This is a genomic window from Duganella kummerowiae, assembly GCF_053572355.1.
Window position 1 is genome coordinate 15,821 of the sequence record NZ_JBKFEH010000021.1, and the last position, 19,103, is coordinate 34,923.

At 66.4% G+C, this 19,103-nt stretch carries 24 protein-coding genes and 1 tRNA gene; 14 read left to right on the forward strand and 11 right to left on the reverse strand.

The window, feature by feature from the left end; genetic code table 11:
- Window positions 1-738 (reverse strand): HAD-IA family hydrolase, encoded by a 738-nt coding sequence (locus ACLB1G_RS24665; RefSeq protein ID WP_491629907.1) that lies wholly within the window; start codon window positions 736-738, stop codon window positions 1-3.
- 23 nt (window positions 739-761) lie between these two features.
- Here ACLB1G_RS24665 and ACLB1G_RS24670 point away from each other — a divergent pair, with 23 nt between their 5' ends.
- Window positions 762-1,673 (forward strand): TraB/GumN family protein, encoded by a 912-nt coding sequence (locus ACLB1G_RS24670; protein WP_491629908.1) that lies wholly within the window; start codon window positions 762-764, stop codon window positions 1,671-1,673.
- A gap of 22 nt (window positions 1,674-1,695) precedes the next feature.
- On the opposite strand, the gene ACLB1G_RS24675 is transcribed toward ACLB1G_RS24670, so the two are convergent.
- Both ACLB1G_RS24675 and argB read right to left on the reverse strand, forming a co-directional pair.
- Window positions 1,696-1,770 (reverse strand) — tRNA-Thr (locus ACLB1G_RS24675).
- Between the two features lie 54 nt (window positions 1,771-1,824).
- The gene (gene argB / locus ACLB1G_RS24680) at window positions 1,825-2,718 is read right to left on the reverse strand and encodes an acetylglutamate kinase (RefSeq protein ID WP_491630071.1); all 894 of its coding nucleotides are present in this window, start codon (window positions 2,716-2,718) and stop codon (window positions 1,825-1,827) included.
- Window positions 2,719-2,835: 117 nt separating this feature from the next.
- Here argB and ACLB1G_RS24685 point away from each other — a divergent pair, with 117 nt between their 5' ends.
- Entirely contained in the window at window positions 2,836-3,045 is a 210-nt protein-coding gene (locus ACLB1G_RS24685; RefSeq protein WP_491629909.1) for a cysteine-rich CWC family protein, read from the forward strand.
- Window positions 3,046-3,107: 62 nt separating this feature from the next.
- Here ACLB1G_RS24685 and ACLB1G_RS24690 read toward each other — a convergent pair whose 3' ends face one another.
- Window positions 3,108-4,475, reverse strand: a complete 1,368-nt coding sequence (locus ACLB1G_RS24690) for an extracellular catalytic domain type 1 short-chain-length polyhydroxyalkanoate depolymerase (RefSeq protein ID WP_491629910.1) — start codon at window positions 4,473-4,475, stop codon at window positions 3,108-3,110.
- Window positions 4,476-4,517: 42 nt separating this feature from the next.
- Complete coding sequence (locus ACLB1G_RS24695; protein ID WP_491629911.1) at window positions 4,518-4,931, reverse strand: CopG family transcriptional regulator; 414 nt, start codon at window positions 4,929-4,931, stop codon at window positions 4,518-4,520.
- A 127-nt stretch (window positions 4,932-5,058) separates the two neighbouring features.
- Between ACLB1G_RS24695 and ACLB1G_RS24700 the strand changes: the two genes are divergently transcribed.
- A complete protein-coding gene (locus ACLB1G_RS24700) occupies window positions 5,059-5,259 on the forward strand; it encodes a DUF1289 domain-containing protein (protein ID WP_491629912.1) in 201 nt (66 codons plus the stop codon).
- 96 nt (window positions 5,260-5,355) lie between these two features.
- On the forward strand, window positions 5,356-6,312 hold the full coding sequence (locus tag ACLB1G_RS24705) for an NAD(P)H-dependent flavin oxidoreductase (protein ID WP_491629913.1): 957 nt from the start codon (window positions 5,356-5,358) through the stop codon (window positions 6,310-6,312).
- Between the two features lie 13 nt (window positions 6,313-6,325).
- On the opposite strand, the gene ACLB1G_RS24710 is transcribed toward ACLB1G_RS24705, so the two are convergent.
- The gene (locus tag ACLB1G_RS24710; RefSeq protein ID WP_491629914.1) at window positions 6,326-7,150 is read right to left on the reverse strand and encodes a substrate-binding periplasmic protein; all 825 of its coding nucleotides are present in this window, start codon (window positions 7,148-7,150) and stop codon (window positions 6,326-6,328) included.
- 94 nt (window positions 7,151-7,244) lie between these two features.
- Between ACLB1G_RS24710 and ACLB1G_RS24715 the strand changes: the two genes are divergently transcribed.
- Complete coding sequence (locus tag ACLB1G_RS24715; protein ID WP_491629915.1) at window positions 7,245-8,429, forward strand: tetratricopeptide repeat protein; 1,185 nt, start codon at window positions 7,245-7,247, stop codon at window positions 8,427-8,429.
- A gap of 15 nt (window positions 8,430-8,444) precedes the next feature.
- On the opposite strand, the gene ACLB1G_RS24720 is transcribed toward ACLB1G_RS24715, so the two are convergent.
- Window positions 8,445-9,014 (reverse strand): hypoxanthine-guanine phosphoribosyltransferase, encoded by a 570-nt coding sequence (locus ACLB1G_RS24720; protein ID WP_491629916.1) that lies wholly within the window; start codon window positions 9,012-9,014, stop codon window positions 8,445-8,447.
- A gap of 74 nt (window positions 9,015-9,088) precedes the next feature.
- A complete protein-coding gene (locus ACLB1G_RS24725; RefSeq protein ID WP_491629917.1) occupies window positions 9,089-9,442 on the reverse strand; it encodes an MmcQ/YjbR family DNA-binding protein in 354 nt (117 codons plus the stop codon).
- A gap of 46 nt (window positions 9,443-9,488) precedes the next feature.
- Between ACLB1G_RS24725 and ACLB1G_RS24730 the strand changes: the two genes are divergently transcribed.
- From ACLB1G_RS24730 to ACLB1G_RS24755, 6 genes are all read left to right on the forward strand, one after another.
- Window positions 9,489-11,303: an aminopeptidase P family protein gene (locus tag ACLB1G_RS24730; RefSeq protein WP_491629918.1), complete on the forward strand. Its 1,815-nt coding sequence runs from the start codon at window positions 9,489-9,491 to the stop codon at window positions 11,301-11,303.
- Complete coding sequence (locus tag ACLB1G_RS24735; protein ID WP_491629919.1) at window positions 11,300-11,554, forward strand: hypothetical protein; 255 nt, start codon at window positions 11,300-11,302, stop codon at window positions 11,552-11,554. Before ACLB1G_RS24730 ends, ACLB1G_RS24735 begins: the two co-directional genes overlap by 4 nt.
- 9 nt (window positions 11,555-11,563) lie before the next feature.
- Window positions 11,564-12,310, forward strand: a complete 747-nt coding sequence (locus ACLB1G_RS24740) for an MgtC/SapB family protein (protein ID WP_491629920.1) — start codon at window positions 11,564-11,566, stop codon at window positions 12,308-12,310.
- A 12-nt stretch (window positions 12,311-12,322) separates the two neighbouring features.
- Window positions 12,323-12,895 carry a DUF924 family protein gene (locus tag ACLB1G_RS24745; protein WP_491629921.1) on the forward strand — a complete coding sequence of 191 codons (573 nt, stop codon included), beginning with the start codon at window positions 12,323-12,325 and terminating at the stop codon, window positions 12,893-12,895.
- Entirely contained in the window at window positions 12,895-13,719 is an 825-nt protein-coding gene (locus ACLB1G_RS24750; protein ID WP_491629922.1) for a Rossmann-like and DUF2520 domain-containing protein, read from the forward strand. The genes ACLB1G_RS24745 and ACLB1G_RS24750 overlap by 1 nt, the downstream gene beginning before the upstream one ends.
- Window positions 13,720-13,925: 206 nt before the next feature.
- The gene (locus ACLB1G_RS24755) at window positions 13,926-14,288 is read left to right on the forward strand and encodes a hypothetical protein (protein WP_491629923.1); all 363 of its coding nucleotides are present in this window, start codon (window positions 13,926-13,928) and stop codon (window positions 14,286-14,288) included.
- 34 nt (window positions 14,289-14,322) lie between these two features.
- On the opposite strand, the gene ACLB1G_RS24760 is transcribed toward ACLB1G_RS24755, so the two are convergent.
- Genes ACLB1G_RS24760 through ACLB1G_RS24770 form a run of 3 tightly spaced genes read right to left on the reverse strand, consistent with a single transcriptional unit; the run spans window position 14,323 to window position 16,363 of the window.
- Entirely contained in the window at window positions 14,323-14,907 is a 585-nt protein-coding gene (locus ACLB1G_RS24760; RefSeq protein WP_491629924.1) for a putative pterin-binding protein, read from the reverse strand.
- Window positions 14,904-15,542, reverse strand: coding sequence for a DNA oxidative demethylase AlkB (gene alkB / locus ACLB1G_RS24765; protein WP_491629925.1), 639 nt, complete (start codon window positions 15,540-15,542; stop codon window positions 14,904-14,906). The genes ACLB1G_RS24760 and alkB overlap by 4 nt, the downstream gene beginning before the upstream one ends.
- A 41-nt stretch (window positions 15,543-15,583) precedes the next feature.
- Window positions 15,584-16,363, reverse strand: a complete 780-nt coding sequence (locus tag ACLB1G_RS24770) for an SDR family NAD(P)-dependent oxidoreductase (RefSeq protein WP_491629926.1) — start codon at window positions 16,361-16,363, stop codon at window positions 15,584-15,586.
- 92 nt (window positions 16,364-16,455) lie between these two features.
- On the opposite strand from ACLB1G_RS24770, the gene ACLB1G_RS24775 reads away from it, so the two are divergent.
- From ACLB1G_RS24775 to ACLB1G_RS24785, 3 genes are all read left to right on the forward strand, one after another.
- Window positions 16,456-17,412, forward strand: a complete 957-nt coding sequence (locus tag ACLB1G_RS24775; protein ID WP_491629927.1) for a GlxA family transcriptional regulator — start codon at window positions 16,456-16,458, stop codon at window positions 17,410-17,412.
- 76 nt (window positions 17,413-17,488) lie between these two features.
- Window positions 17,489-18,247, forward strand: coding sequence for an SDR family oxidoreductase (locus tag ACLB1G_RS24780; protein WP_491629928.1), 759 nt, complete (start codon window positions 17,489-17,491; stop codon window positions 18,245-18,247).
- A 210-nt stretch (window positions 18,248-18,457) separates the two neighbouring features.
- A complete protein-coding gene (locus ACLB1G_RS24785) occupies window positions 18,458-19,045 on the forward strand; it encodes an outer membrane beta-barrel protein (RefSeq protein ID WP_491629929.1) in 588 nt (195 codons plus the stop codon).
- The last annotated feature ends 58 nt before the right edge of the window (window positions 19,046-19,103 follow it).

The following is a 19,103-nucleotide window of genomic DNA, read 5'->3' on the forward strand; positions in this document are numbered from 1 at the left end:
TTAGCGTAGCCGGTGCAGGGATGCGTGCAGCTGCCGGACGGATTTTACTTTGACATCGACATAAGCGGGGCGATTCATGCGCTGCTGCGGCCTTGCCAGTCCGGCCACGTCGCCCGGCTTCAGGTACTGCGTGACCCAGGCCGTGCCCATGCCCAGCTGGTGCGCCGTGCGCAGGTTGGCCAGCGTATCCTCGACCAGGATGCAGCGCCCCGGTGTCAGGCGGTGATGGCGCATCAGCTTGTGCAGCAGCAGCTTGGACGGCTTGGGCCGCATCTGGCGGTGCACCCGCATCGATTCCACCGCCACATGGTGGCTGAACTGGCGCTGCAAGCCCAGGTGGCGCAGCACGCGCGACGAATACTGGTGCGGCGCATTGGTCAGAAGGATCTTGCGGCCGGGCAGGCGGCGCAGCGCAACCCGCAGGCCGCGCTCCGCGCGTATCAGGCTTTCCAGGCTGTCGAAGCGGTGGGTCTCGGCCAGGAAGTGCTCGGCCTTGACGCCGTGGTGCTTCACCAGTCCCAGCATGGTGGCGCCGTAGCGCTGCCAGTACAGGGTGCGCGCCGCGTTCACCGCTTCCTGGCTGGCCGGCGTCACCCCGTCGCCCAGCACCCGCGCGATGTAGGTGTTCATCTGCGCCATGATGGAGGGGAAGATGGCGTGCGAGGCATAGTGCAAGGTGTTGTCGAGATCGAACAGCCACACGGGCGCGGAGCGGGTAAGATGCAGCACCGGTACCACCGATTCAAAGAGTGAAGGAAGACATGCGCCAGATTATAGTGATGTTTGTCGGTTTGTTCTGCTTTGCCCTCGGCCAGGTCCGGGCCGAACCCGGCGGCGCAGCCCAGGTCCAGCCGCCACGCGGCGCGCTGTTCCAGGTCACCCAGGACGGCCACACGCTGTACCTGTTCGGCACCATCCACGTGGGCGCGCCGGATTTCTTCCCGCTGGAGCCGCGCCTGACGGCGGCGCTGGAGCAAAGCAGGGTGCTGGCGCTGGAAATCGATCCGCTTGGCGACGAGACCCGCATGGCGCAGGCCATCCAGCGCCACGGCATGGTGGCGCGCGGCGCCCAGCGCAGCGAACTGTCGGCGGCCTACCGCGCGCGCCTGGCGCGTTTGCTGCAGCAGTACCGGATCTCGCCGGAGTCGGTGGCGATGATGAAGCCCTGGCTGCTGGCTAGCCTCCTGACGGTGAACGAGTTCGCGGCCCAGGGCTACGACGTGACGCTGGCGGTGGACGCCTGGCTGGCGCGCCAGGCCCACGAGCGCAAGCAGCAGGTGCTGGAGCTGGAATCGCCGGACAGCCAGATGGCCCTGTTCAACCGCATGACCTCGTCCGAGCAGCTGCGCTTCCTGGAAGAGTCCATCGATGGCATCGATGACAAGGAACAGGCCGACCAGGCGCGCCAGATCGCGCAAGCCTGGCGCAACGCCGACCGCGCCGGCCTGGATGCAGTGGCGGCCAAGGCCGAACAGGACCAGACCTTCTCCGGACGCTTCGTGCAGCGCGTGCTGCTCGATGGCCGCAACCCTGCGCTGGCGGACGGCATCGCCAGGCTGCTGCAACAGGAGAACATCAGCGTAGCGGCGATCGGCGTACTGCATCTGCTGGGAACCAACAGCGTGCCGGAACTGCTGCGCAAGCGCGGCCTGACGGTGGAGCGTGTGTACTAAGCGGGGGAGGGTGAAACAGGAGTGGTGCCCTTGACGTGGATTGAACACGTGGCCTCTCCCTTACCAAGGGAGTGCTCTACCACTGAGCTACAAGGGCATTTGAAACGTGGCGATACACCGTTGAACAGCTAGCGAGTGCATCGCCGTTTTTTCAGTGAGACCGGATCATAGTGCCAAAAGCCTGTTCGGTCAAGACCTCCAGCAACAAAGAGTGCTCGATGCGGCCATCGATGATGTGGACCGTGTTCACGCCCGACTTGGCGGCGTCCAGCGCCGACGAGATTTTGGGCAGCATGCCGCCCGAGATGGTGCCGTCGGCGAACATCTCGTCGATCTCGCGCGCGGACAGGTCGGTGACCAGGTTGCCGTTCTTGTCCTGCACGCCGGCGATATTGGTCATCATGATCAGCTTTTCCGCTTTCAGGATTTCGGCGATCTTGCCGGCCACTACGTCGGCGTTGATGTTGTAGGCCTGGCCATCCTGGCCGAAGCCGATCGGCGAGATGATGGGGATGAAGGCGTCGTCCTGCAGGGCCTTGACCACGGCCGGGTTGATGGCGTCGATCTCGCCGACGAAGCCGATGTCCAGGTACTGGCCCGGATTGTCCTTGTCCGGCATGGACATCTTGCGGGCGCGGATCAGGCCACCGTCCTTGCCGGTCAGGCCCACGGCCTGGCCGCCGTAGTGATTAATCAGCATCACGATATCCTGCTGCACTTCGCCGCCCAGCACCCATTCCACCACTTCCATGGTTTCCTCGTCGGTGATGCGCATGCCTTGCACGAAGGTGCCCTGCTTGCCGATTTTCTTGAGCGCGTTGTCGATCTGCGGACCGCCGCCGTGCACCACCACCGGATTCATGCCCACCAGTTTCAGCAGGATGACGTCGCGCGCGAAGCCGTGCTTGAGGCGCTCGTCGGTCATCGCATTGCCGCCGTACTTGATGACGATGGTCTTGCCGTGGAAGTTGCGGATGTACGGCAGGGCCTCGGCCAGGATCTGGGCCTTGATCTGCGGCGCCACCGCGGTCAGGTCGTCGTTCATGCCGAGATTCAGGTTGGTCAGTTGGGTCATGGCGGGTCCGGGGTAAGAAATGTGTGCGATTTTACAGCCAGCTGCTGCAATAATGTAGGCATTATAGGGCTATACCGGCGTATTTTCATGAGCACTTGCACGCGCTGCGGCGCCACCTTCCACTGCGGCATGGCCGATGCGGCCGATGCGGCGAACAGCCAGCCGTGCTGGTGCGCGGCGCTGCCGGCGGTGCTGCCCGTGCCGGATGCGGCGGCGTTGTCCGAAGATCAACCCAGGCCGGGCTGCTGGTGCCCGGCCTGCCTGCAGCGCTTCATCGAGACCAGGCGCTCGCTTTAGAACCCGTTTCAACATGAGCAGGGCCGGGCGCGGCGACGCCATGGCCTTTTTGAAACGGTTTCTTAGCGTAGGGTGGAGAAGAAGCGCAGCATCTCGCGGCTGGCGTCCGGCCCCTTGCCGTCGGTGTAGCTGCCCGAGGCGCTGCCGCCCGACCAGGCGTGGCCGGCGCCGTGCACCACCCAGTGTTCGCCCAGCGTGCTGCCGTCCGGGTGGCGGTGCGTGGTGCGGGTGTACTGGTAGCCGTCCGGCACCGCGCCGGACGACACCGAGGGCCTGGCCTTGCCGCCGTGGCGCCCCAGGCCCTGCTCCATCACCTGCTCCCCGTTGAGCGGATGGACGGTGCTGTCCTGGTCCCCGTGGAACACAATGATGGGCAGCGCCTTGCCGGCCGGCTGCTGCGCGTGTGCGGCGCCGCGCTTCATGGCGCCCAGCGCCGACGGCAAGTCCTTGGCCGAGGCGAACGGCAGCCCCGAATGCACGCCCACCGCCGCGAAGATGTCGGGATACAGGGTGCCGACGATGACCGCCATGGCGCCGCCGGCCGACAGCCCGGCCACGTACACCTGGCGCTCGTTGACCGGGTATTCGTCGATTACCTGCTGGGCGATGCCGGCGATGATGGACGGTTCGCCCTGGCCGCGGGTCTGGTCGATCTCGTTGAACCAGTTCCAGCACTTGGAATGGTTGGCCTGGCGGTTCTGCTCTGGATACACGACGAAGTATTGCTGCTCCTCGGCGATCTGGTTCATGCGGGTGCCGGCTGCGAAATCGTCCGGGTCCTGGGTGCAGCCGTGCAGCATCACCAGGAGCGGCATGGCCTGGCCATGGTAGCTGGACGGGATGTACAGCTTGTAGGCGCGGCTGCCCGCGTGGTTGACATAGCTGCCGCTGATGAATTGCGCGCCTTCCGGCAGCGGCGCGGGCGGCGTGGCCGGGTTCTGCATGCCGGGCAGGTCCAGCCCGGAAAAATCGAAGCGGGGCAGTTCGAAGCCAGCCGGGATGCCATTCGGTCCCGGCCGCAGTCCGGGGGGCAGGGCGGCCTCCATGCTGGCCTGCAGGTTGATGTTGATGCCCATGCGGTTCAGCATGTCCTGCGCCATATCGGTCGGATGCGGCGCGGCGGCCGCCGTTTCGGTCCGGGCCTGCGGCCCGGATGGCGCCGGTCCCTGCCGCTCAGGTGCGGGTTGAGGAGGTGCGGCTGGCCGAGGTGCGGCTGGCGGAGTTGCTGGGGGAGGCGTCGCTGGCGACAGTGGCTGCTGGGCCGCTTGCGGCGGCGGGTTGATGTCGCGCATGGCCGGCCCGGGGGCGGGCGGCGCCGCCTTGGCGCGCTTGCCGAGATTTTCCTGGATGGCCGCCGTGGCGGCCACGGGGCCGCGCGAGAGCAGCTGCTGGGCCGCCTCGCGCATGGTCTTCAATAGCGGTATCTTCATGTGTGCCCTTCGTGTCTGCGTACGGGCAGCAGCCCCGCCGCGTTAATGGATGCGCTGGGCCAGGGCCGTCTTCAGCACGGCGCTGGCATGCAGCGAGCCCAGTACAAAAATGGATTCGATGGTGGCCAGCGCCAGTTCCACCGAGACGTCGCTGGCAATGCTGGCCAGTCCCAGTACCTGTATCTGCAAGCGTTCCCCGGCGGCCTGCAGCGCCTCCAGGTCGGCGCGCGAATAGTGCTGCATGCCGAGCACCAGGCTCTTGCGCGCCACGGTCTGTTTCACCACCTCCGCGTGGCCGTTCAGCTGGTTGCGGATCGCGGTGCGTATCAGGTCGGTGCGGTTGGCGTAAAAGCCTTCCTGTACCAGCAGGTCGATCTGTCCCAGGTCGATGGGGCCCAGGTTGATGGTAATCTTTTCCGACTCGCTGGTCTTGAGCTTGAGTTCTTGCTTGGCCATTGTCTCCATCCATTCGCCATCCATATGGATGGTGAGTATAGGCTCATGGGCGGCCCGGTCAAGCGCGTTTCGCTGGCTATGTGGTTTCGCGCGCATAATGCCGGGATTGCTGTCGTGACTCCGCCCTATGAATATGAATGTTGAAACCCCGGTCCCGTCGCCCTGTGTCAGCCTGTGCAAGATGGACGAGGACAGGCGCTATTGCATGGGCTGCCTGCGCACCCTCGAGGAAATCCGCAACTGGCGCAATGCCGACGACAATTACAAGCGCGCCGTGTGGTCGCAGCTGGCCTGGCGCCGCGAGCAAGTGGTGTTTGAAAGAGAGTGAGCGCTCACAAACGTTGAATGGAGTCCATCCTCTAAGATAAGTACGATCGTACTATTTATAATGGCCCGGTTCACCCCACCCGAAAGCGAGTACGCCATGGCCCTGCCTGCAGCCCTGCAAAACCTGTCCCTCCCCGTGATAGCCTCCCCGATGTTCATCGCCAGCGGCCCGGCCCTGGTGGCGGCCCAGTGCAAGGCCGGCATCGTCGGCTCCTTCCCGGCCTTGAACGCCCGCCCGGCCGAGCTGCTGGACACCTGGCTGACCGACCTGCAGGCCGAGCTGGCCGCCTGGCAGGCCGGGCATCCGGAACAAAAAGTGGGACCGATCGCCGTCAACCAGATCGTGCACCAATCCAACACCCGCCTGGAGCATGACGTCGAAGTCTGCGTGAAGCACCAGGTGCCCATCATCATTTCCTCGCTGCGCGCGCCGCCGAAGGAGATGCTGGACGCCATCCACAGCTACGGCGGCATCGTGCTGCACGACGTGATCTCGATCCGCCACGCCGAGAAGGCGCTGGAAGCCGGCGTGGATGGCCTGATACTGGTGGCGGCCGGCGCCGGCGGCCATGCCGGCACGCTGTCGCCGTTTGCCCTGGTGGGCGAGGTGCGCAAGTTCTTCAGCGGCCCCGTGGCGCTGTCCGGTTCCATCGCCACCGGCGACGCCATCCTGGCGGCCCAGGCCATGGGCGCCGACTTCGCCTACATCGGCTCGCGCTGGCTGGCCACCCAGGAATCGAATGTCTCGGACGCCTACCGCGACGCCATCCTGGAATCGGCCGCCGCCGACGTGGTGTACACCAATCTGTTCACCGGCGTGCACGGCAACTACCTGAAGAAATCCATTGTTGCCGCCGGCCTGGATCCGGACGCGCTGCCGGAATCGGACAAGAGCAAGATGAGTTTTGGCGACGGCACCGCCAAGGCCTGGCGCGACATCTGGGGCGCCGGCCAGGGCGTGGGCCTGATGGACGACGTGCCGACCACGGCCGAGATGGTGGCCCGCCTCAAGGCCGAGTACGACGCCGCCCGCGCCCGCCTGAATCTGCGTTAAACGCTGCGCCAGGCTATTTTTTGCCCCGGCCCGGCCCCAGCAGGCTGGCCGGGTAGTGGCGCCGGTATTCCTCCTCCACCTCGCCCGATTCCGCAACGGCGCGCAGCTGCTCGGCCAGCACGCGCCGGTCTTCCGGCGTAAGCGACTTGCGCGACAAATACACCCCGCTGTGGCGCGCCGGCAGTTCCGGCAATACCTCGATGCGCAACTGGTCCAGCAGCGGCTTGACGCGCGCGTCGTCCTTGATGGCCTCGCCCAGCGTGGTGGGGGTGAGGATGGCGGCGTCGGCCATGCCGCCGCCCAGCAGCCGAGCCACCCGCAGTGGATCCGGTTCCTGGTACAAGCGGCCCTGGCGGGTCAGCTCGGCCACGGCGGCCTGGTAGGCTTCGCCGTAATCATTCCCGCGCACCACCGCCACCCGCAGTTCGCGCCGCTCCAGGAGCTCGGCCAGCGAGCGCACCGGCGCGCGTTTTTGGTCCACCGATACCAGCATGGCGCGCGAGGTGGCCAGGGAGATGAATTCGCCCAGCTGGTCGCGGTGCGGCGTCTGGCTGGCCGGCGCCAGCATATCGGCAAGACCCAGCTCGAACATGGATTCCAGCCGCGCGCGCGGCACCACCGAGGTCTTGAATTCGCAGCCGGTGCGCGCCGTGATGGATTTCAGCAGGCGCGGGTAGATGCCGCCCAGCTTGTCGCCATCCACGGTGACGCTGATCCCCAGCGGCGACATGGGCACGACCAGCGCGCGGCTGCAGCCGGCCGCCGTGGCTGGCGCGGCCACCGCCAGCAGCAGGCCCACGAGCGCGCCACGCAGCGGTAATGGTAAGCAAGTCAACATGGCCGGTATCGTGACAGGAGTTGAGCCGCTAGGCAACAGCCCGTTAGCTAGTGCTATGATTGCAAAATCGGCCATGTTAACGGAGAGGTAAGCCATGTTGAAGACCTTGCTGGCGCTGCTGTGCGCCGCCATGCTGGCCGCGCCGGCCGGCGCCGTCGTCCTGGGCAACCCTGCCTGCCAGGCCTTGCTGCAGGAAGGCCGCGCCCTGGCCGCCAGCGGCCGCTTCAAGGAAGCGATGGACAAGTTCATGGCCGCCAAGAATGCCGATCCCAGCGCGTCCGCACCGCTGGCCGCCGTCGGCCACCTGCTGTGGATGCTGTCCGAAGACAGCGCCAACCCCAATGCCGCCAAGGCGCGCCAGCAGGCCGAACTGTCGATACAGATGGCGCTCAAGCTCGATGCCGAGGATCCGCTGGCGCAGGAAGTGCAGCGGCTGATGAGCGAAGAAAAGCCGGCGCCGCTGCACCAGCCCAGCCGCGAGGCCAACGCCGCCGCCGCCGAGGGCGAAGCGCTGTTCCAGGCCGGGAAATATGCGGAGGCGCTGGTCCGCTTCCAGCGCGCCGCCGAGCTGGACCCGGCCTTTTCCACCGCTTATGTGTATGCCGGCGACTGCTATTTCGCGCAAAAGCAATATGCCCCGGCCGAAGCCCTGTTCCGCAAGGCCACCGAGGTCGAGCCGCTGAACGGCCAGGCCTGGCGCTTCCTGTCGGATGCGCTGGCGCTGCAGGGCAGGATGGAAGCGGCGCAGCAGGCGCTGCTGAACGGCATCGCGGCCCAGCCCAGCCAGCGCCCCAGCTGGGACAAGCTGGCCTACCTGCGCAAGGCCGCCGGCAAGCCGCTGCAACCGCTGCAGCTGGTGCGCAAGGTGCGCCTCAAGCAGGACGGCGACAGCGGCAAGTACAGCATGGTGCTCGACGCCAGCCTGGCGGACAAGGACCAGGCCAGCACGCCCGACAGCGCCCTGTGGATCGCGCTGGGGGCCATCGAAGCCAACCTGCGCAACCAGAAGGATGGCCCGCCGCTGTCGCCCTACCAGCTGGAACTGGAATCGTGGCGTAAAACGATGACGGTGGCCGACGAGCTGAGCGTCAAGCCGGACTTCAAGCTGACCGATCCCGGCCTGCTGCACATGCGCGAACTGGCTAAAGCCGGCCAGCTGGAAACTGCCGTGCTGCTGCTGCTGTACAAGGAAAGCTACCGTCCCGAGCTGGAAGCCTGGAAGGCCGCCAACCCGAACGGAGTGAAAAAATTCATCGACACGGTTGCGCTGCGGCCCTGAGGGCCCGGGCCGCGCTCAGTTCTCGGTGCGGATGGCCCACAGGCCGGGCAGGTTGCGCCAGTAGCCGTAGGCGTCCATGCCGAAGCCGACCACGAAGCGGTTGGGGATGGTGATGCCGACAATGTCGGCGTAGCAGGGCTTGGCCTTGCCGATGTCCTTGTCCGCGAACACGGCCAGTATCACTTCCCTGGCGCCCATGTCCAGCAGGCGTTGCTTGACGTGGGCCAGGGTTTCGCCCTCGTCCAGGATATCGTCCAGCACGATCACGGTGCGGCCCGCCACGTTCGAGCGCGGCACCACTTTCCACACCACCTGGCCGCCGCGGTCCTCGTCGCCGTAGCGGCTGACGTGGATGTAGTCGAACTCCAGCGGGAAGGCCAGCTGCGGCAGCAGGTTGCCGGTAAAGACCACGGCGCCGCCCATCACGCCCAGCACCAGCGGGAATTCCTCGCTGTCGTCGGCGTTGAAGCGGGCGTTCAGGGTGTCGGCCATGCGGGTGACGGCCTGGTCCACCTGTTCCTTGGTGTAGAGTTCTTCGGCGCTGGCTAGCAGGGCGCGGGCGCGGCTGTGATGGAAGTCTTGCATGGTTCGCTACGGGGTCTGAAACGGAAGGGAGCGCTATTATCGTCCATATCCCGGCGCCGTGCTCGCAGTTGGGTTTACGCCACAGGCCGGATTTCGCGCTGCAGCTTGCGGGTCAGCTTGGCAAACACCAGTTCGTAGGAGCGCTTGAGCAGCTCGGCCGCCTCGGCGTCGCTGACGGCGTGCAGGTCCGTGATGCGCACCCATTTGGCGCGCGCCAGGTAGGGCGAGGGTACGATGCCGGGCCGGTCGGTCAGTTCCAGGAAGCGCTCGTCGTCGACCTTGAAGCTGATGCCGTCGGCATCGTCGCCGTTGCCGGTGACGGCAAACATCTTCTGGCCGACCGAGAACACCAGGTCGGCGCCCCATTTCACGTCCTCGGTGGCGCCCGGCAGGGAACGGCATAGTTCCTTGGCCTTTTTCAAATTCATCGCAGCTCCTGCATGAAAAAGCAATCGCGGTATCATAGCAACAATCATGACGACTTCCTCCCCCCACGACGTCGCGGAGCGCCTGGCGCGGCTGCGGCTTGCGATGCGCACGCATCAGGTCGACGCGCTGCTGGTGCCCTCGGCCGATCCCCATCTGTCCGAATACCTGCCGCCGCGCTGGCAGGGCCGCGAATGGATTACCGGCTTCACTGGCTCGGTGGGCACCTTCATCATCACGGCCGATTTCGCCGGCGTGTGGACCGACGCGCGCTACTGGACCCAGGCTGAACGCGAGCTGGAAGGCACGGCCGTGCAGCTGATGAAAATCCCGTCCGGCGCCAGCGTGATCTACATAGCCTGGCTGGCCGCCCATCTGCAGGCAGGGCAAACGGTGGCGGTTGACGGCGCCGTGCTGGGCCTGGCCACTGCGCGCCAGCTGGCGCAGGCGCTGGAGACGCGCGGCGTGGCGCTGCGCACCGGGCTCGATCTGCTGGACGGGGTGTGGGACGGCAGGCCCGCGCTGCCGGACGCGCCTGTCTACGAACACCTGCCTCCCTACGCCGTCCAGTCCCGCGGCGACAAGCTGGCGGCGCTGCGCGCCGCCATGCGCCAGCATGGCGCCAGCCACCATGTGATCTCCACACTGGACGATATCGCCTACCTGTTCAACCTGCGCGGGTCGGATGTGAGTTTCAATCCCATCTTCCTGGCGCACGCGCTGGTGGCGCCCGATCGCGCCACGCTGTTTGTCGCCGATGGCAAGATCGCGCCGGAACTGCGCGCCACGCTGGCGGATCAGGGCGTCGATCTTGCCCCGTATGCCGGCGCCGCCGCCGCGCTGGGCGCGCTGCCGGCGGACGCCGTCCTGCTGCTGGACCCGCGCCGCATCACGCATGGTACGCGGCAAGCCGTGCCGCCTGCCGTCAAGGTGGTGGAAGCCATCAACCCGACCACCTACGCCAAGTCGACCAAGAGCGAGGCCGAGGCGGCCCACGTGCGCGCCGCCATGGAGCAGGACGGCGCCGCCCTGTGCACATTCTTCGCCTGGCTGGACGCCGCCCTGGCCGATACCCGGCGGGCGCCGCTGACCGAACTCGATATCGACGTCCGCCTGACCGCCGAGCGCGCGCGCCGGCCCGGTTTTGTCAGCCGCAGCTTCGGCACCATTGCCGGCTTTGGCGCCAACGGCGCCGTGATGCATTACCGCGCCACCGCAGCCCACCACGCCGTGATCGAGGGCGACGGCCTGCTGCTGATCGATTCCGGCGGCCAGTACCTGGGCGGCACCACCGACATCACGCGCGTGGTCGGCGTCGGCAAGGTCAGTGCGCAGCAGCGCCGCGACGTCACCCTGGTGCTGAAGGGGATGATCGCGTTGTCGCGGGCCCGCTTCCCGCGCGGCACCCGCTCGCCCATGCTGGACGCCATCGCCCGCGCGCCGCTGTGGGCCGAGGGGCTGGACTTCGGCCACGGCACCGGCCACGGGGTCGGCTACTTCCTCAATGTGCACGAGGGGCCGCAATCGATTTCGCCCTCGGCCATGCCGGAACCGCACACCGCCATGGAACCCGGCATGATCACCTCCATCGAGCCGGGCCTGTACCGTCCGGGACAGTGGGGCATACGGATAGAAAACCTGGTGCTCAATTGCCCGGCGGGACAGACCGAGTTCGGCGACTTCCTGCAGTTCGAAACCCTGACCCTGTGCCCGATCGACACCCGCTGCCTGGACGCCTCGCTGCTGCGCGCGGATGAAGTCCAGTGGCTCAACGCCTACCACGCCACGGTGCGCGCGCGCCTGGCGCCCCTGCTGTCCGGCCCCGCGCTGGACTGGCTCCACCAACGAACGGAGGCCTTATGAGCGCACGCTCGACCCGCGCCTCGAACGCCGTCGACCGCCTGAAAAAACGCAGCGGCAACGGCAAGTACAGCATGTCCATCACCGGCAGCGGCCACTTCTTCCTGACCGAGGGCGCCGGCCAGCCGCCGCTGTGCGCGCCCATGGAGCTCGATGATTTCGTCGCCTACGTCAACGGCTTGGGGCCGCAGACGCCCAGGCGCGTCAGCAAGCTCGATGTGGCGTTCGAAAAGCAGCTGGTCAAGAAAAGCTGACGCCGCGCCATGCCCACGCTTGAATTCCTGACCGCCTACTGGTCTCACGGCGAACTCGCCACCAATGGCGTGATCCTGCTTAACCTGCTGGGGGCGCTGGCGCTGGGCCTGCTGGTCGGCTACGAGCGCTCCTACCACGGCCGCGCGGCCGGCATGCGTACCTATGGCCTGGTGTGCATGGCCTCGGCCGCGCTGACCGTGATCGGCGGCTATCCGGCCCACTGGTTCGGCGGCCATGTCTCGCAATACCTGGTCAGCTCCGACCCGACCCGCATCGTGCAGGGCATCGTGACCGGCATCGGCTTTTTGGGCGCCGGCGTGATCATGCGCGAGGGCTTCAACATCAGCGGCCTGACCACGGCGGCCTCGATCTGGGCCTCGTCCGTGATCGGCGTGATGGTGGGTGTGGGCTTCTACATGGGCGCCATGGGGCTGGCGCTGCTGTGCGCCTTTTCCATGATCTATATTTCGAAGCTGGAAGCCTGGCTGCCGTCGCGCCACGCGGTGGCCATCACCATGCGCTTCAAGCCCGGCTTCCTGCCCAAGGAGCAGGCCCTGCGCGCCATGGCGCTGGAGCGCGGCTACGAAATCGCCGGCGGTTCGCTGATGATCGCCTGCGACCACGGCCAGCAGGAATGGCGCTTCGTCGCCATCGCCCTGGGCAAGCGCAGCGGGGCGCCGCTGTCGGCCCTGTCGGCCGAACTGAACGCCTTCGAAGGCATCGCCAGCTTCCAGCTGACCCATGCCCGCAACTGACAGGAGAGCGCCATGAACGCACAGGCACGCGAGGTGCTGGATTTCTGGTTCCCGGACCCGCAGCCGCAACGCGCCTGGTTCGTGAAGGATGAACAGTTCGACCACCAAATACGGCAGCGCTTCGGCGAACTGGTCGGGCAGGCGCTGGCGGGCGGCCTGCAATCCTGGGATGCGGAAGGCCCGCCATCGGCGCTGGCGCGCATCCTGCTGCTGGACCAGTTCACGCGCAATATCCACCGCGGGACCCCGCTCTCGTTCGCCGGCGACGCCCAGGCCCTGGCGGCCGCGCTGGACATGGTGGACGCCGGCCGCGACCTGGCCCTGCCGCCGCTGCAGCGCGCCTTCGTCTACCTGCCGCTGGAGCATGCTGAGGACCTGGCCATGCAGAAACGCTGCGTCGCGCTGTTCTCTCGCCTGGCCGGGGAGGAGGGTGGCGAACACCTGGCCGGCATGCTCGATTACGCGCGCCGCCACTGCGACGTGATTGCCCGCTTCGGCCGCTTCCCGCACCGCAACCGCATCCTGGGCCGCGCTTCCACGCCCGAGGAAAGCGCCTTCCTGCAGCAACCGGGATCGTCGTTCTGATGCCCACCCTGAACCTGATCGGCGCCGGCCACGTGGGCCGGGTGATGGGCCGCTTGTTTGCCGCCAGCGGCGCGTTCCAGCTGCAGGACGTGCTGACCCGCTCGCCGCAGTCGGCCGCCGACGCGCTGGATTTCATGGGCGCCGGGCGCGCCGCCGCCTCTTGGTCGGACTTGCGTGCCGCCGACGTGCATCTGCTGGCCGTGGGCGACGACCAGATCGCGCCGGCCTGCGCCTCGCTGGCGGCGGCCGTGCCGCTGGACGGCAGCATCGTGTTCCATTGCAGCGGGGCGCTGCCGTCCGCCCAGCTGCAAACGGCGCGCGAGGCTGGCGCGCTGCTGGCCAGCGTCCACCCCATCCGCAGCTTTGCCGATCCGGCCGCCGTGGCTGAGCGCTTCCACGGCACTTTTTGCGGCGTCGAGGGCGACGCGCAGGCGCTGGCCGTGCTGGTCCCGGCGCTGCAAGTGATAGGCGCCGAGCCGGTCGCCATCGACGCCGCCGCCAAGACCGTGTACCACGCGGCCGCCGTCTTTGCCAGCAATTACCTGGTCACGGTGCTGGACGCCGCCCTGCGCGCCTACCAGGCGGCCGGCATCCCGGAAGCGGTGGCGCGCCGCCTGGCCGAACCCCTGGCGCGCGAATCCATGGACAATGTGTTCCGCCTGGGCGCCGCCGCCGCCCTCAGCGGCCCGGTGGTGCGCGGCGACATGGCCACGGTGGCGCGCCAGCAGGCCGCCGTGGGCGCCTGGGACCCGGCCACCGGCGAGCTCTACCAGAACCTGGTGCCGCCCACGGCGGCGCTGGCGCGACGGAAAAACCACAGCTGAGCGGCGCGCTGCGGCCCCGCTTGCGGTTTGCGGGATTAAAACTATAGTTGATGATGTTACTGACAGGATTTTGTTGGCCTCAGGACACAACTCGGCACACAAATGTCCCGGTGCTTATCGACAAAGCGCCCAAGAAGCAATAAGCTTGACTCTCAGAATCTTTTCTTCAAGAACTATAAGCCGCGGTAAAGATAGGGGTAAGAACCATGTTATTTTTGAAATCGACGACCGTCACCAAGGCGCCTGGCATTTACGATGTGGACGTAGCGGCCAAGCCGCCGGGCAAGACCTACGGCGTGTTCATCGCTACCGACCCCGATCATCCGCCCACCGACGTGCTGACCGCGCTGGCCAACCTGGGCTTCGTCAACACCCACAGCTCGGGTTACACCCACAAGGACCGCGGCAAGGTGCTGGACCTGCACTTCCACAAGGATGGCACCGACCTGTTCAAGGGCTGGAAGGCCGAGGAATGCGAGGCCAACCTGGCCGCCATCAATGCCCTGTTCAATGGCGTCGGCATCACCATCACGCCGCGCGTAATGTCCCTGGCCGAAGCCTACGCCTGAGGGCGCCCTCTGCGGGCTCGGGCCCGGAGTTCGCTCAGGCCTGTATCTCGATGTAATACAAGCCCCACGGACAGCTGCCGTAGCGGTCCGGCAGGGGCTTGTTTGCCATTTCCGGTATCGAGTCCGGTTCATACACGGCCCATAGCGGCCCCACCCCGCCCAGCGCCATCGGTTCGCCATCCATGCTGGCTGCCACGATGTAGCGCAGCGCGCGTGCCTGGGCCACCGTCAGCGCCGCCACATAGCCATCCACGGCGCGCATCAGCAGCGTGGCCTTGTCGGGCGGGACCTTGCCGGTGGCGGCCGCCACCACGTCCAGCAGCAGCGGCCCGCGCAGGGTATGGCGCTTGCCGTCGTATTCCAGGGTGGGCTTGATGGTCACCGCCGGCAGCGCCTGGATGGCGGCATAGTCGAACACGTGGGCGCGCTCGAAAGTCACCTTGTGCTTGGCCATCATCTCGTCGCGGCCGGGATCGAACTTGCCCCGGTTGGGCTGCACGCTGGCGCCGCTGATGGTCAGCAGCACCGGGCCGGACGGCTTGGCCGCCGCCCGCGCGACCAGCGGCAGCGGCAGGGCGCCGGCGGCGGCGAGGGTGGTCAGGAACTGGCGTTTTTTCATGTCACTTTGCGGAAGGTGAGGTTGATGCGCTGCTGCCCGGTCAGCGGGTGCTCATCTTGTTTGAGCGTCAACACGCCATGGAAGTATAGCCGCGCCGGGCCGCCCCAGACCACGATGTCGCCATGAGACAACGGAATTTTCACCACGGGATCGCTGCGACGCGCGCCGCCGAACTGGAAGGTGGCCGGCACGCCCAGCGAGACCGAGACGATGGGATGGCGCAGGTCGCGCTCGTCGCGGTCCTGGTGCAAGCCCATTTTCGCGCCCGGTTCATAGCGGTTGATCAGGCAGGCGTCCGGCTCGAAGCCGGGGAAGCCGGCGGCGTCGGCCGCCGCGCGCGCTAGGCCGCGCCAGTCTTCCGGCATGGGCGGCCACGGCATGCGTGTCAGGGGATCGAGGGGATCGTAGCGGTAGCCGGTCTTGTCGCTGACCCAGCCAACCAAGCCGCAATTGCTCATCGCCACCGACATGGCGCCGCTGGCGGTCTGCATGTGGCGGAACGGCGCCACCTGGGTCAGGCGCCCGACGTCGGCCAGCAAGCCGGGCGCTTGCTGGCGGGCGTGGCCGCGCAGCACCACCGCGCCATCGGTGATGGCTTGCTGCCAGGGCTGGTCGTCAAACAGGTCGCGAGTCATTATCGGAGTACCATCAGGTGCTCCGATTATAGCTGCCGCCGTTAGCGGTAGCGCGCGGCCGGTTTGGTGCCGGACAAATCGTTGGCCATGGCCAGGCGGGCGTTGTTGAAGTTGTCCCACAAGCCGTCCGGCAAGGCCGGCACGGTGACCAGCTCACCCAGGTCCAGGCCGGCCAGGGCGGCGTCCACCATGTCCTCGGCCGTCATCACGATGGCGCTGGGCAGGTGCTGTACCGGCAGCCCGGCGCGGTCCCAGAACGGGGTGCTGGTGGCGCCCGGCAGCACGGCCTGCACGCGCACGCCCTTGTCCTTGAGCTCATGGTGCATGGACTGGCTCAGCACCATCACATAGCTCTTGCTGGCCGAGTACACGCCATTGAGGATTTCCGGCGCCAGCGCGGCAATGGAGGCGATGTTGATGATGGTGCCGTTGCGGCGCGCGGCAAACTCGGCCATCGCGGCGTGGCCCAGGCGGGTCAGGGCGGTGACGTTGATGTCGATCAGGGTGGACATGGCCTCGGCCGACGATTCCAGCAGCGGCTTGGTGGCGCCCAGGCCGGCGTTGTTGACCAGCGCCGTGATGGAACTGTCCTCACGCAGGCGCTGCTCGACCACGGCCAGGTCGGCCGCGCGGGTCAGGTCGGCGCGTATGGTGCTGATCTTGCGCCCGGTTGCCGCCTGGCGGGCTGCCACCTGTTCCAGGTTGGCCTGGTCGCGCCCGGTGAGTATCAGGTCGTAGCCGCGCGCCGCCAAGCGGTCAGCGTAAACGGCGCCGATACCCGAAGATGCGCCAGTGATCAATGCAGTACCGAGGTTTTTCATGATGTTCTTCCTTCTGTGGTTGAGTTGACAGGAAGCAGTGTAGGCCCCTAAGCTATGGCCTGTGTGACATAGAAACCTCGAATTGGGACATCATGAGCAAATCCGTCGCGTTTATCGTTTTTCCCGGCTTCCAAGTGGTGGACATGGCTGCCGTGACCGTCTTTGAAATGGCCAATACCCTGCCGGGCGGCCCGGTCTATGACATCCTGATGGTGTCCGAGCACGGCGGGCCGGTGCGCAGTTCGGCCGGCATCGCGGTCGATACGCTGCCCTTGGCCCAATTCGAGGGCCAGGCTTTCGACACCGTGGTGCTGTTCGGCGCCAGCGACGAGGACATCGATTGCACGCCCGGCCTGGTGGACCTGCTGCGCATCCATGGGGCCCAGGCTCGCCGCACCGCCACCATCTGTACCGGCGCATTGTTGATGGCCAGGACCGGCCTGCTGGAAGGCCGCCGCGTCACCACGCATTGGGCGGCGGCGCGCGGCCTGCAGCGCAATCATCCGAAAATACGGGTGGAAGAGGACAGGATCTTCATCAATGACGGCAAGTTCTGGAGTTCGGCCGGCATGACGGCCTGCATAGACCTGGGCCTGGCGCTGGTCGAGCAGGACCTGGGCGTGCAGGCCTCGCGCATGATCGCCAAGAAAATGGTGGTCTACCACCGCCGCAGCGGCGGCCAGTCGCAGTTCTCCGCGCTGCTGGAGCTGGAACCCAAGTCCGACCGCATCCAGACCGCGCTCAGCTACGCCAAGCAGAACCTGCGGCGCGAACTGTCCGTCGACGAGCTGGCCGATGCGGCCAACCTGAGCCGGCGCCAGTTCACGCGCGCCTTCCGCCTGGAAACGGGCCAGTCGCCGGCCAAGGCGGTCGAGACGCTGCGGGTGGAGGCGGCCCGCTACATGATAGAAAGCAGCGCCCATTCCATCGAGGTGGTGGCGCGCGAGACCGGCTTTACCGATACGGAGCGCATGCGGCGCGCCTTCCTGCGCGCCTTTGGCATGCCGCCTCAGGCCATCAAACGGGCGGCCAGATTGCAGTTGGCCTGAAACGAGGTTTCTATGTCCTTCAGGACATGGTGCTTGGCCGTATTCTGTCTCCATAGCCAACCAACTGGAGCACACCATGCAACTGACCGACAACACCATCTTCGTCACCGGCGGCACCTCCGGCATAGGCCGCGCCCTGGCCGAGGCCTTCCATCGCCTGGGCAACCGCGTCATCATCGGCGGCCGCCGCAAGGCATTGCTGGACGAGGTGACGGCCGCCAACCCCGGCATGGCCGCCATCGAACTGGACATCGAGGACCCGGCCAGCATACAGGCCGCCGCAGCCCGCCTGAAAGCCGAACACCCCAGCCTGAACGTGCTGGTCAACAACGCCGGCATCATGCGCTTCGACGATGCGGCCGGCCAGATCGACGAGGCCACCATGCTGTCCTCGGTGGCCACCAATTTGTTGGGCCCGGTGCGCCTGACTTCGGCCCTGATCGAACACCTCAAAGCCCAGCCGCGCGCCGCCATCATCAACAATACCTCGGTGCTGGCCTTTACGCCGCTGGCGGCCACGGCGGTGTACTCGGCCACCAAGGCCGCGCTGCACTCGTACACGCTGTCACAGCGCTTCGCCCTGCGCAATACTTCGGTCCAGGTGCGCGAGATCGCGCCGCCGTGGGTGAATACGGATCTGATCAAGAAAAGCGACGATCCTCGCGCGATGCCGCTCGATGCCTTCATCGAGCAAACCCTGGCCGGGCTCGCGGGCGATGCGGAGGAAGTGGTGGTGGAGGCCGCGCGTCCGCTGCGCGACAACGCCGGCCCGCATGAACACGCTCTCGTGAACGGATTCAACGAGGCGCTGGTGGCCGAGCCTATCCCTGCCTAAGCCTTTAAGTTTCGCTTAAGTCTGCTAATTTCGCCCTATATGGGGTCAACTTCGTCCAGTTCGACCCCCTTTACATCTCGTCACACTTCTTACTGAAAGCATGAGGACGTGGGTTTCCAAAAGCGCTATCTTGGCTCCATCGCACTTCCTCGAACGAATTGCGATCCCTGGCAAGTCTGTTAAAAACCAACAAGCTGAGAGATCCATATCATGAAAAAAATCATCCTTGCAGTCGCTACCGCCGCTTCCGCCCTGTCGGGTATTTCCCTGGCCCATGCTGACGAAGCCGGTACCGGCTATGTCGGCGTCGGCATCGTGGGCAGCCGCTTCAAGTACGACGTGCCCGCCACCGGTGGCGACGACAACAGCGTCAACAAGGCCGGCGGCAAAATCTACGGCGGCTACAACATCGACAAGACCTGGGCCATCGAAGGCGGCTATACCGACTTCGGCAGCAAGGGTTACAACTACAACCTGAACGGCGCCAATGGCCGCATCGAAAGCGATGCGCACTCGTTCTACCTGGCCGGCAAGGGCACGGTGCCCGTCAACGAGCAATTCAATGTGTTCGGTAAGCTGGGCGTGGCGCGCAACCACAATAGCGTGGACGCCACCGGCGCCGCCGCCGGCCTGGGTGGCAGCGGCAACAAGAACGCCCTGTACGCCTCGGTGGGCGGCGAATATGCGATCAACAAGCAAGTGTCGCTGTCGCTGGAGTATGAACACTACGGCAAGAACGACAACGACCTGGGCCGCAAAACCGGCGCCATCACTGGCGGCCTGCGTTACAGCTTCTAAGGCTGCCTAGCTGCGGTCCGATGCGCGCGGAAGCCCAGTCACTGCCTGGGCTTCCGCT

What these genes read in the sequence shown, in the direction of transcription:
- ACLB1G_RS24755 (WP_491629923.1), top strand. Translation starts at nt 13,926, where the DNA reads ATGTTATTTTTGAAATCGACGACCGTCACCAAGGCGCCTGGCATTTAC.
- ACLB1G_RS24780 (WP_491629928.1), top strand. Translation starts at nt 17,489, where the DNA reads ATGCAACTGACCGACAACACCATCTTCGTCACCGGCGGCACCTCCGGC.
- ACLB1G_RS24670 (WP_491629908.1), top strand. Translation starts at nt 762, where the DNA reads ATGCGCCAGATTATAGTGATGTTTGTCGGTTTGTTCTGCTTTGCCCTC.
- ACLB1G_RS24760 (WP_491629924.1), bottom strand. Translation starts at nt 14,907, where the DNA reads ATGAAAAAACGCCAGTTCCTGACCACCCTCGCCGCCGCCGGCGCCCTG.
- ACLB1G_RS24690 (WP_491629910.1), bottom strand. Translation starts at nt 4,475, where the DNA reads ATGAAGATACCGCTATTGAAGACCATGCGCGAGGCGGCCCAGCAGCTG.
- ACLB1G_RS24685 (WP_491629909.1), top strand. Translation starts at nt 2,836, where the DNA reads ATGAGCACTTGCACGCGCTGCGGCGCCACCTTCCACTGCGGCATGGCC.
- alkB (WP_491629925.1), bottom strand. Translation starts at nt 15,542, where the DNA reads ATGACTCGCGACCTGTTTGACGACCAGCCCTGGCAGCAAGCCATCACC.
- ACLB1G_RS24740 (WP_491629920.1), top strand. Translation starts at nt 11,564, where the DNA reads ATGCCCACGCTTGAATTCCTGACCGCCTACTGGTCTCACGGCGAACTC.
- ACLB1G_RS24715 (WP_491629915.1), top strand. Translation starts at nt 7,245, where the DNA reads ATGTTGAAGACCTTGCTGGCGCTGCTGTGCGCCGCCATGCTGGCCGCG.
- ACLB1G_RS24735 (WP_491629919.1), top strand. Translation starts at nt 11,300, where the DNA reads ATGAGCGCACGCTCGACCCGCGCCTCGAACGCCGTCGACCGCCTGAAA.
- ACLB1G_RS24785 (WP_491629929.1), top strand. Translation starts at nt 18,458, where the DNA reads ATGAAAAAAATCATCCTTGCAGTCGCTACCGCCGCTTCCGCCCTGTCG.
- ACLB1G_RS24700 (WP_491629912.1), top strand. Translation starts at nt 5,059, where the DNA reads ATGAATATGAATGTTGAAACCCCGGTCCCGTCGCCCTGTGTCAGCCTG.
- ACLB1G_RS24710 (WP_491629914.1), bottom strand. Translation starts at nt 7,150, where the DNA reads ATGTTGACTTGCTTACCATTACCGCTGCGTGGCGCGCTCGTGGGCCTG.
- ACLB1G_RS24775 (WP_491629927.1), top strand. Translation starts at nt 16,456, where the DNA reads ATGAGCAAATCCGTCGCGTTTATCGTTTTTCCCGGCTTCCAAGTGGTG.
- ACLB1G_RS24725 (WP_491629917.1), bottom strand. Translation starts at nt 9,442, where the DNA reads ATGAATTTGAAAAAGGCCAAGGAACTATGCCGTTCCCTGCCGGGCGCC.
- ACLB1G_RS24745 (WP_491629921.1), top strand. Translation starts at nt 12,323, where the DNA reads ATGAACGCACAGGCACGCGAGGTGCTGGATTTCTGGTTCCCGGACCCG.
- ACLB1G_RS24720 (WP_491629916.1), bottom strand. Translation starts at nt 9,014, where the DNA reads ATGCAAGACTTCCATCACAGCCGCGCCCGCGCCCTGCTAGCCAGCGCC.
- ACLB1G_RS24770 (WP_491629926.1), bottom strand. Translation starts at nt 16,363, where the DNA reads ATGAAAAACCTCGGTACTGCATTGATCACTGGCGCATCTTCGGGTATC.
- ACLB1G_RS24750 (WP_491629922.1), top strand. Translation starts at nt 12,895, where the DNA reads ATGCCCACCCTGAACCTGATCGGCGCCGGCCACGTGGGCCGGGTGATG.
- ACLB1G_RS24705 (WP_491629913.1), top strand. Translation starts at nt 5,356, where the DNA reads ATGGCCCTGCCTGCAGCCCTGCAAAACCTGTCCCTCCCCGTGATAGCC.
- ACLB1G_RS24730 (WP_491629918.1), top strand. Translation starts at nt 9,489, where the DNA reads ATGACGACTTCCTCCCCCCACGACGTCGCGGAGCGCCTGGCGCGGCTG.
- argB (WP_491630071.1), bottom strand. Translation starts at nt 2,718, where the DNA reads ATGAACGACGACCTGACCGCGGTGGCGCCGCAGATCAAGGCCCAGATC.
- ACLB1G_RS24695 (WP_491629911.1), bottom strand. Translation starts at nt 4,931, where the DNA reads ATGGCCAAGCAAGAACTCAAGCTCAAGACCAGCGAGTCGGAAAAGATT.